The 14,525-nt window shown below is 56.2% G+C and carries 12 protein-coding genes; 7 read left to right on the top strand and 5 right to left on the bottom strand.

From position 1 onward, the window contains the following. Window positions 1–163 precede the first annotated feature (163 nt). The 3 genes from GT003_RS07210 (at window position 164) to GT003_RS07200 (ending at window position 2,641) form a co-directional block, all read left to right on the top strand. Complete coding sequence (locus GT003_RS07210) at window positions 164–1,351, top strand: extracellular solute-binding protein (RefSeq protein ID WP_161695920.1); 1,188 nt, start codon at window positions 164–166, stop codon at window positions 1,349–1,351. A 152-nt stretch (window positions 1,352–1,503) separates the two neighbouring features. Further along, window positions 1,504–2,418 (top strand): helix-turn-helix transcriptional regulator, encoded by a 915-nt coding sequence (locus tag GT003_RS07205; RefSeq protein WP_161696214.1) that lies wholly within the window; start codon window positions 1,504–1,506, stop codon window positions 2,416–2,418. 55 nt (window positions 2,419–2,473) lie between these two features. Then, window positions 2,474–2,641: a hypothetical protein gene (locus GT003_RS07200; RefSeq protein ID WP_161695918.1), complete on the top strand. Its 168-nt coding sequence runs from the start codon at window positions 2,474–2,476 to the stop codon at window positions 2,639–2,641. A 6-nt stretch (window positions 2,642–2,647) separates the two neighbouring features. Here GT003_RS07200 and GT003_RS07195 read toward each other — a convergent pair whose 3' ends face one another. The 5 genes from GT003_RS07195 to GT003_RS07175 form a co-directional block, all read right to left on the bottom strand. Beyond that, a complete protein-coding gene (locus GT003_RS07195; protein WP_161695916.1) occupies window positions 2,648–3,574 on the bottom strand; it encodes a histidine kinase dimerization/phospho-acceptor domain-containing protein in 927 nt (308 codons plus the stop codon). 136 nt (window positions 3,575–3,710) lie between these two features. Next, window positions 3,711–4,481: a DUF2705 family protein gene (locus GT003_RS07190; RefSeq protein ID WP_161695914.1), complete on the bottom strand. Its 771-nt coding sequence runs from the start codon at window positions 4,479–4,481 to the stop codon at window positions 3,711–3,713. Beyond that, window positions 4,474–5,397 (bottom strand): ATP-binding cassette domain-containing protein, encoded by a 924-nt coding sequence (locus GT003_RS07185; RefSeq protein WP_161695912.1) that lies wholly within the window; start codon window positions 5,395–5,397, stop codon window positions 4,474–4,476. The genes GT003_RS07190 and GT003_RS07185 overlap by 8 nt, the downstream gene beginning before the upstream one ends. Window positions 5,398–5,477: 80 nt before the next feature. Continuing rightward, the gene (locus tag GT003_RS07180) at window positions 5,478–6,173 is read right to left on the bottom strand and encodes a response regulator transcription factor (protein ID WP_161695910.1); all 696 of its coding nucleotides are present in this window, start codon (window positions 6,171–6,173) and stop codon (window positions 5,478–5,480) included. 668 nt (window positions 6,174–6,841) lie between these two features. Next, on the bottom strand, window positions 6,842–8,062 hold the full coding sequence (locus GT003_RS07175) for an MFS transporter (protein WP_161695908.1): 1,221 nt from the start codon (window positions 8,060–8,062) through the stop codon (window positions 6,842–6,844). Between the two features lie 256 nt (window positions 8,063–8,318). Between GT003_RS07175 and GT003_RS07170 the strand changes: the two genes are divergently transcribed. The 4 genes from GT003_RS07170 to GT003_RS07155 all read left to right on the top strand — a co-directional run bounded on the left by GT003_RS07170 (window position 8,319) and on the right by GT003_RS07155 (window position 14,391). After that, window positions 8,319–10,685 (top strand): helix-turn-helix domain-containing protein, encoded by a 2,367-nt coding sequence (locus tag GT003_RS07170; RefSeq protein ID WP_161695906.1) that lies wholly within the window; start codon window positions 8,319–8,321, stop codon window positions 10,683–10,685. A 187-nt stretch (window positions 10,686–10,872) separates the two neighbouring features. Next, window positions 10,873–11,799: an ABC transporter permease gene (locus tag GT003_RS07165; RefSeq protein WP_161695904.1), complete on the top strand. Its 927-nt coding sequence runs from the start codon at window positions 10,873–10,875 to the stop codon at window positions 11,797–11,799. 23 nt (window positions 11,800–11,822) lie between these two features. Continuing rightward, window positions 11,823–12,710 (top strand): carbohydrate ABC transporter permease, encoded by an 888-nt coding sequence (locus GT003_RS07160; protein WP_161695902.1) that lies wholly within the window; start codon window positions 11,823–11,825, stop codon window positions 12,708–12,710. Between the two features lie 142 nt (window positions 12,711–12,852). Then, a complete protein-coding gene (locus tag GT003_RS07155; RefSeq protein ID WP_161695900.1) occupies window positions 12,853–14,391 on the top strand; it encodes an ABC transporter substrate-binding protein in 1,539 nt (512 codons plus the stop codon). Window positions 14,392–14,525 lie beyond the last annotated feature (134 nt).

Raw genomic sequence — 14,525 nt, 5'->3', positions numbered from 1 at the left:
CTTCTAGCTTTTGTACATATTTTTTATTTGACACGGCATGCAGTGTGTTCAAGTGTACAGATATGGATGGTATAGTTGACTTAAATTGTAAATCCGCATCCTCCCATGGGAGGCGCTCTCAGTCAGCAAGAGTCCCGCAAATAGACCGATTGGAGTTGAACGCATGCAAGTAGTCGTACATATCGACGAACCGTGGCAGCAGGAGGCGGTGGAAGAAATCGCGCGCCGGTTCGAAGCGTCGAACCCTGGCGTGAGCGTCCTCGTGAAGGTGCTTCCCAACGGAGAGATCCGCTCGGCCCTTATCGCAGGCCAATCCGATGCCGATCTGGTTCAGCTGTTTAACGGCGACATCGCCGATTGCGCCAGGCAGGGACATTTGCTGGATTTGCGGGCATGGCTGGGGCAGAACCCGGATTTGATCGATCTGTTTCATCCTTCGATCTTCCGCTTGGCCGAGCAGGAGGGAAGCATCGCTGTGCTTCCGCTGAGCGCGACGATGAAAGGAATCTTCTATAATAAGCGCTGGTTCGATAAAGCCGGTATTCCTTACCCCGCTGCGGGTTGGACGTGGGATGATTTTGAAAAGATCGCCATTCGGCTTCAGGAAGCAAACGCGGCCAAGGACGCGAAGCGTTTTGCGGCACGAATCCCGTTTCAGCGCGAATATATCGGCTTGCTGCTGCTATCGGCCGGCACGGACTGGCTCTCCCCGGATCGAAGCCGCGCTTCCGGATATGCCGACAGTCCGCCGGCCATACAAGCCGTGCAGCGGGCAGCCGATCTTGTCCGAAAGCACCGTGCTGCTTCGGCAACCCAGGACACTTTCTTCAATGGCGATATCCTGCGCCGCGAAGCCGGCATGATCTTGGATTATTACGTTATGCTGCATGAAATTCAGCCCCTGCTGCAGGATGATCTGGGTATCGCCGGACTGCCGCAATTCGGTACGGGTCAAGCGGCGAACGAGCCTTGGGTATGCGGATTCGGCATTTCTTCCGCGACGGCTCATCCCGAGCTGGCCTTTTCCCTCCTCCGGGAAATGACCTGTTCCGCCAATGCCTTGACCCTGCTCGTAACGGACGGATCGATCGCCGCGCTTCGCGCTGCGTACGAGGAGGTTGGCCATGACCAAGATCCATTGTGCAATGCCGTCCTGGCGGAGCTCGCGAACAGCGCGCCGCTCCCCATCTCGCCGGCGAACGGCTTGTTTCGGCTGCTGGACGAAGCTGTGGATGCAGCCTTGGGCCGCATTCTATTCGAAGGCGCCGACGTGAAGGAAACCTTGGACGAATTGGCGGTCGCGCTGGACGTTAAACTGCAGGCAAACGCATCGGCACCTATCCTCGGCTAACGCTCGGATGAGCCAACAACAGACGGATCATAAAAGCACCTTAACGAAAACCAGCAGCCAACGCGGACGAGAAAATAGTGTCCGCGAAGGCTGCTGGTTTAATGAAATGGTATAATCATCCCTATATACCGATCAGAGGCGGTGATCCATTCTTGAAGCTGGAGAGGCTGCTATCCATTACATATCGACTGTTGAATAACGAGGTAGTCTCGGCCTCGGAGCTGGCGGATACATTCGGAGTTTCTCAGCGGACCATCTACAGGGACATCGAGGCGATCGGCGCGGCAGGGATTCCGGTCGTATCCTATCAGGGCGTGAACGGCGGATACGGAATCATGAAAGAATACAAGATGGACAAAAGCCTGCTCGGGCCCGACGATATCGCCTCCCTGATTACCTTGCTCGACAGCACGGCGACCGTATTCCAGGACGAGCGCGCGCAGCAGACGATTCACCGGCTGAAGTCCGTTCAGAGCCGTCCGGGCACAACCCCCAGCCTGACGGTCGATCTCGGCAGCTGGAGAACCTATAACGAAATTCTCCGAGAGCTCCGCACGGCCATTAACTCCTGTCGGCTTGTTTCATTTCACTATATGAACGCCAAGGACGAACGGCTGAACAGGATCGTCGAGCCCGTCAGCCTGGTGCTCAAATACGACACGTGGTACTTATACGGATACTGTCGTTCGCGCAGCGATTACCGGGTGTTCAAGCTGACGAGGATGACGGAGCTTACAGCACTGCCGGTATCGTTTGAACGGCATCACGATATTCAAGCCGATGACCTATTCTCCGGCGGCAATACGCAGGATCAAATCGAGCATGCCGTCATTCATTTCAAGGCAGGCCCGCTCGCCAGGGTGCTGGACGAATTCTATGCGGACGAGAAACAGTTCCATGACGACGGCACGCTTACGCTGACCATCGTCAAGGCGATCGATGTCGACTGGCTGGTCGAGAAGCTGCTCGGCTTCGGCGAAGAGGCAGTAGTGCTCGAACCGCTTTCGCTGAGGCGCCGCATGAAATCGAAAATCGAAAAAATGTTAGCCGGATACGAAGAAGTATGACACTCAGCTGTCATACTTCTTTTTTTACACTAGAGGAAAGCATAAGGAAAGGAAAGTGAAGCAAATGCTGGATCATCCTTATTTCTACGAAGAACAGGCGAGGCTGCAAAATTGGGAGCTTCTTAAAGTCGATAAGGAAGCCTGGAAGTGGAATCACGCGAAGCGGAAGCCGCAGATGAATGTTTTGGCCTTCCTGTTCGACTTGGTCAAGGTGGCGAGGTAGTCGTGTTCAAAGCCGTATGTCCTGCTCCGGCCTATTCAATTTCCACACGCATTGCAGGCAGAGCACGTCTCCCTGCATCGTCGCATTCAAGCTTCCGCCCATCTTCGCCATTAATCCGCGGGCGATGGACAGGCCGAGTCCGGAACTGAGCCCGGAGCGAGAGGCGTCGGCCATGTAGAACCGGTTAAACAGCAGCTCGAGGTCCGACCCGCGAAGATTCGGGGCCGCATTCGCCATTGCGAAGACAACCGTTCCCTCCCGCACGGCGAGGCTAATATTCAGCGTTCCCGAAGCATGCCGGATCGCGTTGACGACGAGATTCTCGACGATTCTACGCACGGCGGATTCGTCCGCCCATACCTCCGCGGGGTTGTCCGTGAGCTCGAAAGCCGGCTCGAGCCCCCGCTCCTTCATCTGATCGTAGAAACCCATCATAATCTCGGGAATCAGCTTGTCCAGCCGCAGCCGCCCCGGCTTCAGCGCGTAGTCGGTCGAATCGATCATCGCCAGCTCGTAGAAATCGTTCAACAGCGCATGAAGGCGAGTCGTTCGCTTGCGAATCACGCCGATGGCTTCCCGGCGTACGTCCTCCGGCAGCCCCTTCGAGTCGAGCAGTTGAATATAGCCCAAGATGGACGTCAGCGGCGTGCGAAGATCGTGAGAGATGTTAGCGACGGCTTGGCGAAGCTCGTTCTCGGTGCGCTTTTGTTCCGCGTTCGCCTTGATGATCAGATCCGTATGGCGGTTGATCTCCGCGGCCAACGTCTCCAGACGGCGGTCCGGCATGCCGATCGCGACCTTGCCGGAGGACTCGCCGTCGTTGTAGCGGCGCAGCTGCCGCGCGAGGCTGCGAACTTCTCTTTGGACCAGGACCAGTCTGAGCAGACAGAACGCTGCCACCGCGACGGACACGGCTGCGATCCCGATCGGCACGTGCTGTCCCTCCTTCTTATTTGATTCGTAATTTGATTTCTTATATGGTCCCTTAGTTGATTTCCTATTTGATTTCCTATTTGATCTCCTATTTGATCTCCTATTTGATCTCCTATTTGATCTCCTATGTGATTTCCTATTTGATCTCCTTGCGCCTGAAAACGGCGATCCCGATCCCTACGAACGCGATGGCGACGAGCAGCGAGATCGACACGGATTGCGCGAAGTCGGAGCCGCTCATATCCGGATCGGCATAATGAGTGATCAGGTTAAAGATGGAATAGTCGTAAAGCGTGTTGACGAACGGCAGGAACTTGCCGGTCATGGCATACAGGCCGTCCGCAAAAAAGTAGAGCACGAACACGGTTCCGATCGTCTTGCCGCTGTCCGTCAAGAACGTCGCAATCGCGCCGGTCACCGCGGCGAAGGCTGCGGCAAGCGAGAGCGTTAAGACGAAGGATCTCACGATAAAACCCGTCTCGGATATGCCTCCCGAGAGGTCGCCCCTGCCGAACAGCACGGAACCCAGCAGGATATTCACGAGCGGGAACACGAGTGCCGTCAGCATGGCGCCGACAATAAAAACAAGCAGTTTGGCCGTGATGAACTTGCTGCGGCTGTAGCCGGATGCGACCGCGCGCTTGATCGTGCCCGTGCTGTATTCGCTCGATAGGAAGAATCCGGCCAGGACGCTCAGCCCGATCTTGATGATATAGTTATTGGCGCCCATCGAAGAGGCGAACAAGTCCAGCCCTGACATGCCGGTTAACGCCCCGCCGTCATTCGGATCGTCGTAGTAATTCAGCAGCACGTAAATGACGGCGGACGCGAACAGCAGCGACAGCAGCAGCCAGAACGAACGGTTGCGGCATAATTTGTACCACTCGGAGCGCAGCAAATTAAGCATGCTCGCCACCCCCGATCCGGGAGGCGAAGTAGCTCTCCAGATCCTCGCCCATCGGCATGAACTGCTCCAGCGCCAGCCCGCCGGCGACCAGCGCCGAGGACACGTCAGCCGGACGGTCCAGATGCGCGTAGAGCCGTATGACGCCGTCCGCCGTTACTTCGAACTCCGTCGTCGCCAGCTCCCGCTCGAGCACGGCGGCGGCCCGTTCGGGCACGTTCACCTTGATGTGGATAAACTGCCTGCATCGTTCCTGCAGCTCCCGGCTCGTCAGCTCCTCCAGCAGCTTTCCTTTGTGAATGATGCCGTAGTGCGTGGCGAGCAGATGGAGCTCGCTTAGAATATGACTGGAGATGAGGATGGTAATACCCATCTCCCGGTTGAGCCTCGTCAGCAGCTCGCGCATCTCGACGACCCCCATCGGGTCGAGTCCGTTCGTCGGTTCGTCGAGGATGAGAAATTCCGGCTCCCCGAGCAGCGCGACGCCGAGTGCCAGGCGCTGCTTCATGCCGAGGGAGAAATTCTTCGTTTTCTTCCTGCCCGTCCCCGAGAGGCCGATCAGGTCCAAGGTTCGTTTCAAGCTTTCCTTGCCGGGTATGCCCTGCTGAAGCCGATGCGCCTCGAGATTTTCCGCGGCGGTGAGCTGCGGATAGAGCGCCGGATTCTCGATCGCCACGCCCATCCGCTTGCGCGCCAGATTAAGCTCCGCGCCTCCGGTGGCCCCGAACAGCTCGATCGAGCCGGACGTCGGGAACGCGAGCCCCGTCACCAGCTTCATCAGCGTCGACTTGCCTGCCCCGTTTTGCCCGATAAAGCCGTAGATCGTTCCCTTGCGGACCGTCATGTCCACGCGATCGAGCGCCGATTGGGTTTTGTACCGTTTGGTCAATTGTTGCGTGCGCAGCACGTATTCGTTCATTGGCGGTTCAGCCTCCTGTTCCTATATTCAGTGTAGAGGCTGACTCATAAGACTCCGTAAAGACAATTCATAAGAAAGGCTTAAGTTTTGATCCGGTACCCCATGCCCCAGATCGTCTCGATGTATTCTTCCTGCGGGTTGGCCTTCGCCAGCTTGTTCCTCAAATTGCTCATGTGCACGTTGACGACGTTCTCCCCGCCGCCGGGAAACTCCTCGCCCCACACGCTCTCGAACAGGTTCGCCTTCGTGAACAGCTTCTTCGGCGAAGCCATCAGCAAGGCCAGAATCTCGTACTCGCGCGCCGTCAGCGCAAGCTCGGCATCCCCGGCGACCGCGGTCTTCGCCTCGGGATCGAGCGCGAGATCCTTGTGAAGCAGCAGCTTGGGACTCTGCGCCTGCGGCAGCCTGCGATAGCGCCTGAGCACGGAATCAATGCGTGCGGACACCTCTTCGAGGTCGAACGGCTTGGTGATATAGTCGTCCGCGCCCGTCTTGAGCGCCGCGATCTTAGGTTCGCGCTCGCCTTGCGCGGTGATGACGATGACGGGGAATCCGTACCGTCCGCTGATTTCCTCGAGCAGCTCCTCGCCGCGCTTGCCCGGCAGCATCAAGTCGAGGAGCACCATCGCCCATTCCCGTTGGGCCAGATAGAGCTGCGCCTCCGTGCCCGAATACGCCGGCTGGGGCGCATAGCCGGCCGTGCGCAGCACGCTGCACAGCAGGCGGTTGATATCGTCGTCATCTTCGACGACGAGTATATGGTAACGCTCCGTCATCTCGCGCATCCCCTGTCCTGTTTGTTTCGTTAGTGCCATTATAACATGATGCGGATTTTACGACTGACCTCCAAGGCTGCCTGCCTCATGACAAACAGGAGCAAGCCGCGGCAGCTGCTCCAAGGTGCATTGAATGATGTCGTCGGTTAACGTAGACGGCCAGCGTTAGATGATTATTTCCTCAATCGCATGATGTAGACAAGGAATGAAGCTGCAGCTGCCATAAGACCTACTCCTGAGATGAAGGTGTAGATGAACAGCGGCACAGGGCTGGGGTCGCTATAAAATTGATCATGATCCGCGATTTGAACAAAGTAATAACGCGCGCCTAGCAGCGTTCCGCTTAGAAAGAGCAGGATGCCTATGAACATGACGAAGACTAGTTTTTTCAGCGTTGCTGCCTCCTTTTATTCTACTTCCTCCATTAAATCCTCACTTTCTTCTCCAACTATTTTTATATAAATCAGAAATCGTCACCTCCGCAACGCCGACACCCTTAACGACAAGCCTCCCCACATTGAACGCCGGGCGTTAGCTAAATCTTACCATATCGTCAAACCCGCAAAAAAGACCTCGATCCCGCCGCCGGCGGAATTCAAGGTCTCCTCATTCATCCATCCATTCATTCATCCAATCACATAAACCAGGCACCTGCCCGCACGGTAAGCCTATGCCGTCTCCCGCCGATCCGGCGGAAGCAGAATGGCCAGCAGCCCGAGCAGCGACAGAAAGCTGGAGTAGTTCATCACTTTCGTCAGTCCCCACGCTTCGGCCAGATGGCCGAGCACGATGGCGCCGAGCGCGCCCATCCCGAAGGCGAAGCCCGTGATGAGTCCCGATGCCATGCCCACCTTGTTCGGAATCAGCTCCTGCGCGTAGACGACGCTGACGGAGAAGCCCGACATGATAATGAGGCCGAGCACGAAGCTGACGGGATATACCCAGCCGAGCGATACATGCGGCAGCAGCAGCGCGAACGGCGCCGCGCCGCCGATGGAGAACACGATCATCCGCTTTCGTCCGAAACGGTCCGCGAGCACGCCGCCGAGGAACGTCCCCACGACGCCGGCCGCCATGAACAGGAAGATCGGCACCTGCGCCGCCCGTACGGACAACCCGTACTTCTCCTCCGCGAAGAAGTTGTAGAAATTCGAGATTCCGCTCATGTACCACGATCTCGCGAAGACGATCAGGACGAGCAGCGTCATCGCGAATGCGATAGTTCTCCGCGTGAGGGGCACGCCAGCGCTAGCGCCGGAAGCTTTGCCCTTCTTGAGCGGCTTGCCGTGCTCGTTCAGCTGCGTCCGATACCACGGGACCACGCGCAGCAGCACCGCGATCGCGGCCGCGGCCAATAACGTTCCCCAGATCGCGCCCGGCTGACCGAGCGGGAGGAAAATAAAGATCGTCATCAGCGGCGCCAGCGAGCTGCCCGTATTGCCGCCGACCTGATAGATGGACTGCGCGAGTCCGCGGCGGCCGCCGGCCGCGAAGAAAACGACACGCGAGCCTTCCGGATGGAAGATCGCGGAGCCAAGACCGACGAACACGACGGACAGCAGGACGAACATGAAGCTGGGCGCAAACGCGAGCCCCGCCATGCCGAGCAGGCTGAGCCCCATGCCGATGGGCAGCATCCACGGCATCGGACGCTTGTCGGAAAAGTAACCGACGACCGGCTGCATGACGGAGGACGTCATGTTGAGGGTGAAAGCGATCCACCCCATCTGTCCGTAGCTGAGATGAAGCGAATCCTTGAACACGGGAAACAAAGCCGTAACGACCGCCTGCATCGTGTCGTTCAATAGATGTACGGAGCTGATCGCGAACAAGATGGCGTACACCGTTCCTGTCCGCAATACGGCCGTACGTGCCGTAGCCGTTGCCAACCTTCCAACCACCTTTCGCGAAGCCTTGTGCTGGTTTGACGTTCCGATTTATTGCGTCCTAGCAACCATAGCACAGGGTAACGGAGGTGACAATTATGAATTTACGCCTGAAAGTGGCCGTCCGGCAGCGTTCGCATCTTCGCCCCGACTCGCGAACCGCTCGTTTGTTCGACATTTTTCTACATAATGAATAGTTGAATCCCCGCATTATGTCATATAATAGACAAATCCAAATTTTCAGAAGGTGATGATCAGCATGAAGTTATTGCAACGCATACAGCCCGCGCCGCGGCCCAGCAAGCAGCGCAAATTTTTGCGCGACATGTATAAATGGATCTCGCTTGCCATGCTGCTTCCGTTGACGTTATTCGGCATTATTGCCTACTACAATTCCGGACAGGCCGTGCTCGGCAACGAATATCAGGCGAACAAGAAAATACTGATGCAGGTCAAATACAATATCGATTCCATGGACGACATGATATTGAATTCCGTGTTCTCCATCTATAATAACCCCGACGTGCGGGCCATCATGTACAACAAGGACGTGGAGTTCGCCGATATCTATAAATCGATTAACACCCTTCGGTCCAGCATCGTCAATACGAATCCGTTCATTCGTTCCGTCTATATTTACAACAGCGCGTCCAAGAGCTACTACACGACGCTCGACGAGCTGATGTTCAAGGACGCCAGCCTGGAGACGCTCTTCCAGTCCGGCGGTGAACTGCCGATCCTAAAGCCCGTGCCGCGGCGAATCGATTATATGTCCGGCGACAAGAAGCACACGGAGAACGTCGTCAGCTACTTCATGTACGAATTCAAGGACCAGGGCGACACGCCGGCCGGGGCGCTGATCTTCAATGCCAATACGACGTGGCTGCTGGAGAACATCGCGAACATCAATGCCATCGACAAAGAGAAGCAGGACAAGGTCATGATCCTCGACGAGAAACGCGGCATCCTCGGCGAGGATCTCGATAACCCGGATCCGTTTCTCGCCAAGCTGCGAACCGCCTACGAGGATTACAATGCCAAGCAGCCGGAAGGAGCGGCGAAGGACACCGGCTACTACATCGCGAAGGTGGACGGCAAGAAGTACCTCGTCACGTTCACGAACGTCGAGAAAATGAACTGGACGCTCGTGAAAGCGCAGCTGTACGACGAAGTATTCCAGAAGGTCGAGCGATTGAAGACGACGTTCGTCCTGCTCACCGCAGCTTTCCTGCTGATCGCGTTCCTGATCACCGTTCTGCTGTCGCGCACCATTTACCGTCCGATCCGCAAGCTCGTGAATCAGGTCTCCCAAGCCGACCAGCCGTACTCCGGCCAAGGGGAGGACGAATTCTCGTATCTGAATCAGACGTTCCAGCATTCCTTTGAACGGATCCAAGAATACCGGCTCAAGCGCAGCTCGGAGAACGAGGCGCTCAAAGCCTTCTTCCTCCGCAGGCTCCTCGTCGACAGCCCGTCGGTCAGCGGCAATGAATTCGACCAGGCGCTCGAAAGCTATGCCGTGCGGCTGAATCCGAGCGAGCCGTTGATCGTCTGCGTCGTCAAGATCGACGATTACGCGCTGTTCCAGCAGAAGTTCAGCCTATTCGATCAAGCCTTGTGCAGCTTCGGCATCACGAACATCGCCTCCGAATGCATCGGCTATCCATGCGAGACGGTCGAGATGAAGAACGACTATTTGTCCTTCATCATGAACGCGAACGATTCCTCGGAGCTGATCGAAGGCTGGAAGCAAGCGCAGCATTACATTCAGGCCTATTACCATATCTCCATCTCGGTCTCGATCAGCGGTCCGACTGCCGAATATGCCGAATTGTCCGAGCGTCATTTCGAAGCGCTAAACCAGATGGCTTACCGATTGCTGTACGGCAAGTCTTCCATTCTGACGGGAGAGGCGATCCGAAGCCACGAGGAGAACGTCCATATGGGTTATTCCGCCGCGCTCGAGAAGAAGCTCGTCGAGGCCCTCCGAAGCGGGAGCCCGACGGCGGCGGAGGAAGCGCTGGAGCGGCTCTTCGGCGAGATTCAAGCGTTAAGCTACAATAATGCGCTGCTGTCGGTCATGAGCTTGATCAATACGCTCAAGTCGACCGTCGACGGACTGAGCCGCAGCAAGTTGGAGCCCGTGCGCGTGAATTTCAACTTGTTGACGAGCCGGCTCTTCGAGGCGGAGACGCTGCAGGAGCTGAAGGACGACATGACATTGCTCATCCGCGACATATTCTCCAAGACGGAAAACATCGAGAACGAGAAGCAGGCGATTCTCGTCGACGCCGTCAAAGAGCTGATCGAGGTGGATTACGCGAATCCGGCGCTGTGCCTCGCCTTGATTGCCGACAAGCTGAACCTGTCCTCGAAGTCCGTCAGCAAGCTGTTCAGCACCCGAATGAATATGTCGGTCGCGGACTACTTGAACGAACTGCGCCTGAACAAGGCCGTCGAATGGCTGGAGAGCACGTCGCTCAGCATCAAGGAAATTCTCCTCAAGATCGGCATCGAGAACGAAAGCTACTTCTACAAGCTGTTCAAGAAGAAATTCGGAGCGACGCCGAAAGAGTATGTCCAGAGCAAGAGTGTCAAACAAATCCAAGGCCATACGCGGCCGTAAATAGCGGTTTTCCCAGCTTTCTCGGACCGGGGCGCCCGCTGTACTTTCTAGCAAAGTACAGCGGGCGCCCTTTTTTACAGTGGAATCGGAAGTGCGCGGCCGTAATTGCACTAGAACCCGCTGGCCGGGGCGCCTAACATAAAGGCATAGCAGCGGACAAACACTAACAGGCAAAGGAGACCGAACGATGGGTTTCGCAAAGTGGAACAATTTCTGGAGAGGCGCGATACGCAGCAAGGGCTTGATCGGTTTGGCGATCCCCGGACTGCTGTTCGTCATCGTATTTTATTATCTGCCCATGCTCGGCGTCGTTGTCGCCTTCAAGGACTTCAACTTCTCGGACGGGTTATTCGGCAGCAAATGGGTCGGTCTGCAAAACTTCAAATTTTTTTTCCAATCGGATGCAGCCTTCCAAGTCACGCGAAACACGATCCTGCTCAATCTCAGCTTTATTATCATTACCAACGTCTTATCGCTCGTCTTCGCGCTCTTGCTCGTCGGACTGAGCCGCAGAGCCGTGAAGGTCTTCCAGACGACCTTGTTCTTCCCGTATTTCTTATCTTGGGTCGTGGTCAGCTACGTCACCTACGCCCTGCTCAACCCGCAGCTCGGCGTGCTTAACCATCTGCTCGAGAACTTCGGTTTCGACCAGGTGAACTGGTACCTGGAGTCCAAGTTCTGGCCGTACATTCTTAGCTTGGCTTTCCTGTGGAAGAACATCGGTTATTCCACGCTCATCTTCTATACCGGCCTGCTCGGCATCGACAAGAGCTACTACGAAGCGGCTTCGATCGACGGCGCGAACAAATGGCAGCAGATGACGAAGATTTCGCTGCCGCTGCTCACTTCGCTGATCACGCTGATCACGCTGCTGCAGGTGGGCAAGATTTTCTACTCCGACTTCGGGATGTTCTACTTCCTGACCGCCGATTCCGGCGCGCTTTATCAGACGACGGACGTCATCGATACGTACGTGTTCCGCGCCCTTCGCGTATCCGGCGATATCGGCATGGCCTCCGCGGTCGGCTTATATCAAGCGCTGGTCGGCTTCCTGCTCGTCGTGGGCGTCAATGCCCTCGTGCGCAAATTCAACAAAGACAACGCGATTTTCTAATCCGAAGAAGGAGGGCAGCATCAATGAATGCCGCATCGAAATTGCCATGGGGAAAATGGCTTACGCTCGCCTGGTTCACCGTCTTCTCGATCTTCTGCATCATTCCGTTTCTCTACATTGTGTCCATCTCGCTGTCGAACGAATCGGATATCGCCAATTACGGCTATAAGCTGATTCCGAAGCATATCACGACGCACGCGTACGATTTTCTGCTGCAAAGTCCGAAGCAGCTGCTGAGCGGATATGGGGTCTCCATTACCGTCACGGTCATCGGAACGGTCGCCAGCCTGCTGATCACGACGAAGCTCGCTTACGCGCTGTCCCGCAAGGATTTCGGCGGCGCCAATTCCTTGTCGTTCATCGTCTTCTTCACGATGCTGTTCAGCGGCGGTCTCGTACCGTGGTACATCTTGATCAAGCGCTACCTGCAGATCGACGATTCGCTGCTCGTGCTCATTCTTCCTTATATCATCATGCCGTGGCATGTGCTGCTGATGAAAGGCTTCCTCTCCGACATTCCGCCGGCGCTCATCGAATCGGCCAAGATCGACGGAGCGGGCGAATGGCGCATTTTCTATCAAATCATCCTGCCGCTGGCCAAGCCGGCGCTTGCGACGGTCGCGCTCTTCATCGCTTTCATCTATTGGAACGACTGGTGGCTGGCGATGCTGTTCATCGATAATCAGAATCTGATCCCGCTGCAGTATATGCTGTACAGGATCATGAATAACATTCAGTTCCTATCGACGTCGATGCAGTCGTCCAATATCAGCATCGACATTACGGCGATGCCGAACGAAACCGCCCGCATGGCCATTGCGGTCATGGCGGCCGGACCGATCCTGTTCGTCTTCCCGTTCTTCCAGAAGTACTTCGTCAAAGGCTTGACGGTCGGCGCGGTAAAAGGCTGATCCGGGCAGGCTTGCAAGTCGGTAGGTTCGTTTGTTTCAGACAGATAGGATCGTATCGGACAGTTAATGTGCGCCAGATAGGATTGTTTCAGGCAAAAGCCGTTACAATAGAACTAATTCATCAGGGAGGGTTTACATCTTCATGCAGAAAAAAACGTTGAAAACGACTACCGCCGCGCTAGCGGTCGGATTGTTGATGACGAGCGTCTTGGCAGGATGCGGTTCCAAGAACGAGAACGACAACAACGGCGGCAATGCTTCTCCATCCAATGCGAACGGAACGGCTGCCGCAGGCGAAGGCAAGCTGGATCCGGTCGAATTGACGTGGTATTTCGACGGCACGCCGCAAGCCGACATTGCTTCGGTCGAAGAAGCCATGAACAAGATCCTGAAAGAGAAAATCAACGCCACGATTCACCTCAAAGCGATCGACTGGGGAAATTACGATCAGAAAATGCAGCTCGTGAATGCCTCCGGCGAGCGATACGACCTGGCCTTCACGTCCAGCTGGGCGAATAACTACTATACCAACGTCAACAAAGGCGCGTTCATCGCGCTGGACGACCTGCTGCCGAAATACGCGCCGAACATCATGAAGACGATCCCGGATCTCGGCTGGAACGCCGTTAAGGTGAAAGGCAGCATTTACGCGGTACCGAACTATCAGATCTGGGCCAGCACGAACGGCATCGCCATCCAGAAGGACGTTGCCGCGAAGTACGGCTTCGACATCGCATCCGTCAAGAAGTTCACCGACATCGAGCCGCTGCTCGCCAGCGTCAAAGCCAATGAGCCCGGCCTCGTGCCGTTCGAGAACGACAAGGGCGGCCGTTTCGGCAGCTTCAACGTTGCCTACGGGTTCGACAGCATCGCGGGCAGCATTCCGGGCATCGTCGGCTTGCAGGATACCTCTTTGAAAGTATTGAATCAATTCGAGACGACGGCGTACAAAGAGTATCTGGCGACGATGCGCGACTGGTTCCAGAAAGGCTACGTCCGCAAGGATGCGGCGACGCTCTCGGATACGTCCGGCGACCGCAAGGCGGGCAAGCCCGTCGTCGTGACCGAAGGCAACGTCAAACCGGGCGGCGAAGTCGAGATGACCGGCGCGCTCGGCGGCAAGCAGGTCGTCGACGTGAAGCTGTCCGAGCCTTACCTGCTGACAAGCTCCATCATTTCGACGATGACCGGCGTCAGCAAAACTTCCAAGAACCCCGAGCGTGCCGTCATGTTCCTCGACCTGCTGTTCAGCGACAAGGAGCTCTTCAACATCCTGGCGCACGGCATCGAAGGCAAGCACTATACCAAAGTCGACGAAAACACGGTAGACGTCATCAAAGAGGGCGGCTACGATCCGAATACCGACTGGGAATTCGGCAACCAATTCAACGGCTTCTACCGTAAAGGCCAAGAGCCCGGCATCTGGGACGAGACGATCAAAATCAACGAAACGGCAAAAGCGTCGCCGCTCCTCGGCTTCAGCTTCGACCCGACGCCGGTGAAGACGGAGATCGCGCAGCTGAGCACCGTCACGTCGCAATACGTGCCGCTTCTGGATACCGGCGCGGTCGATCCGGACAAGATGCTCCCCGAATTCGTCGCCAAGCTAAAAACGGCCGGCGTAGACCGCGTGATCGCGGAAGAACAGAAACAAATCGATGCTTGGAAAGCGTCCAAATAAGGGCGATTCCGATACCCTAGTCATCGATCCGAACAGCCTTATCGTTAGAAGCGGGAAAGCATAGCGCGCATGCGCGAAACTTTCTCGCTTTTTCCAATTTTAGGAACGAATAATGAGTCATGAAAACGTTGACA

It is taken from the genome of Paenibacillus sacheonensis (genome assembly GCF_009909195.1).
Classification (GTDB): domain Bacteria; phylum Bacillota; class Bacilli; order Paenibacillales; family Paenibacillaceae; genus Paenibacillus_Z; species Paenibacillus_Z sacheonensis.
Note: the sequence above shows the minus strand (reverse complement) of the source record. Positions and strands in the feature narration are given on the sequence as shown.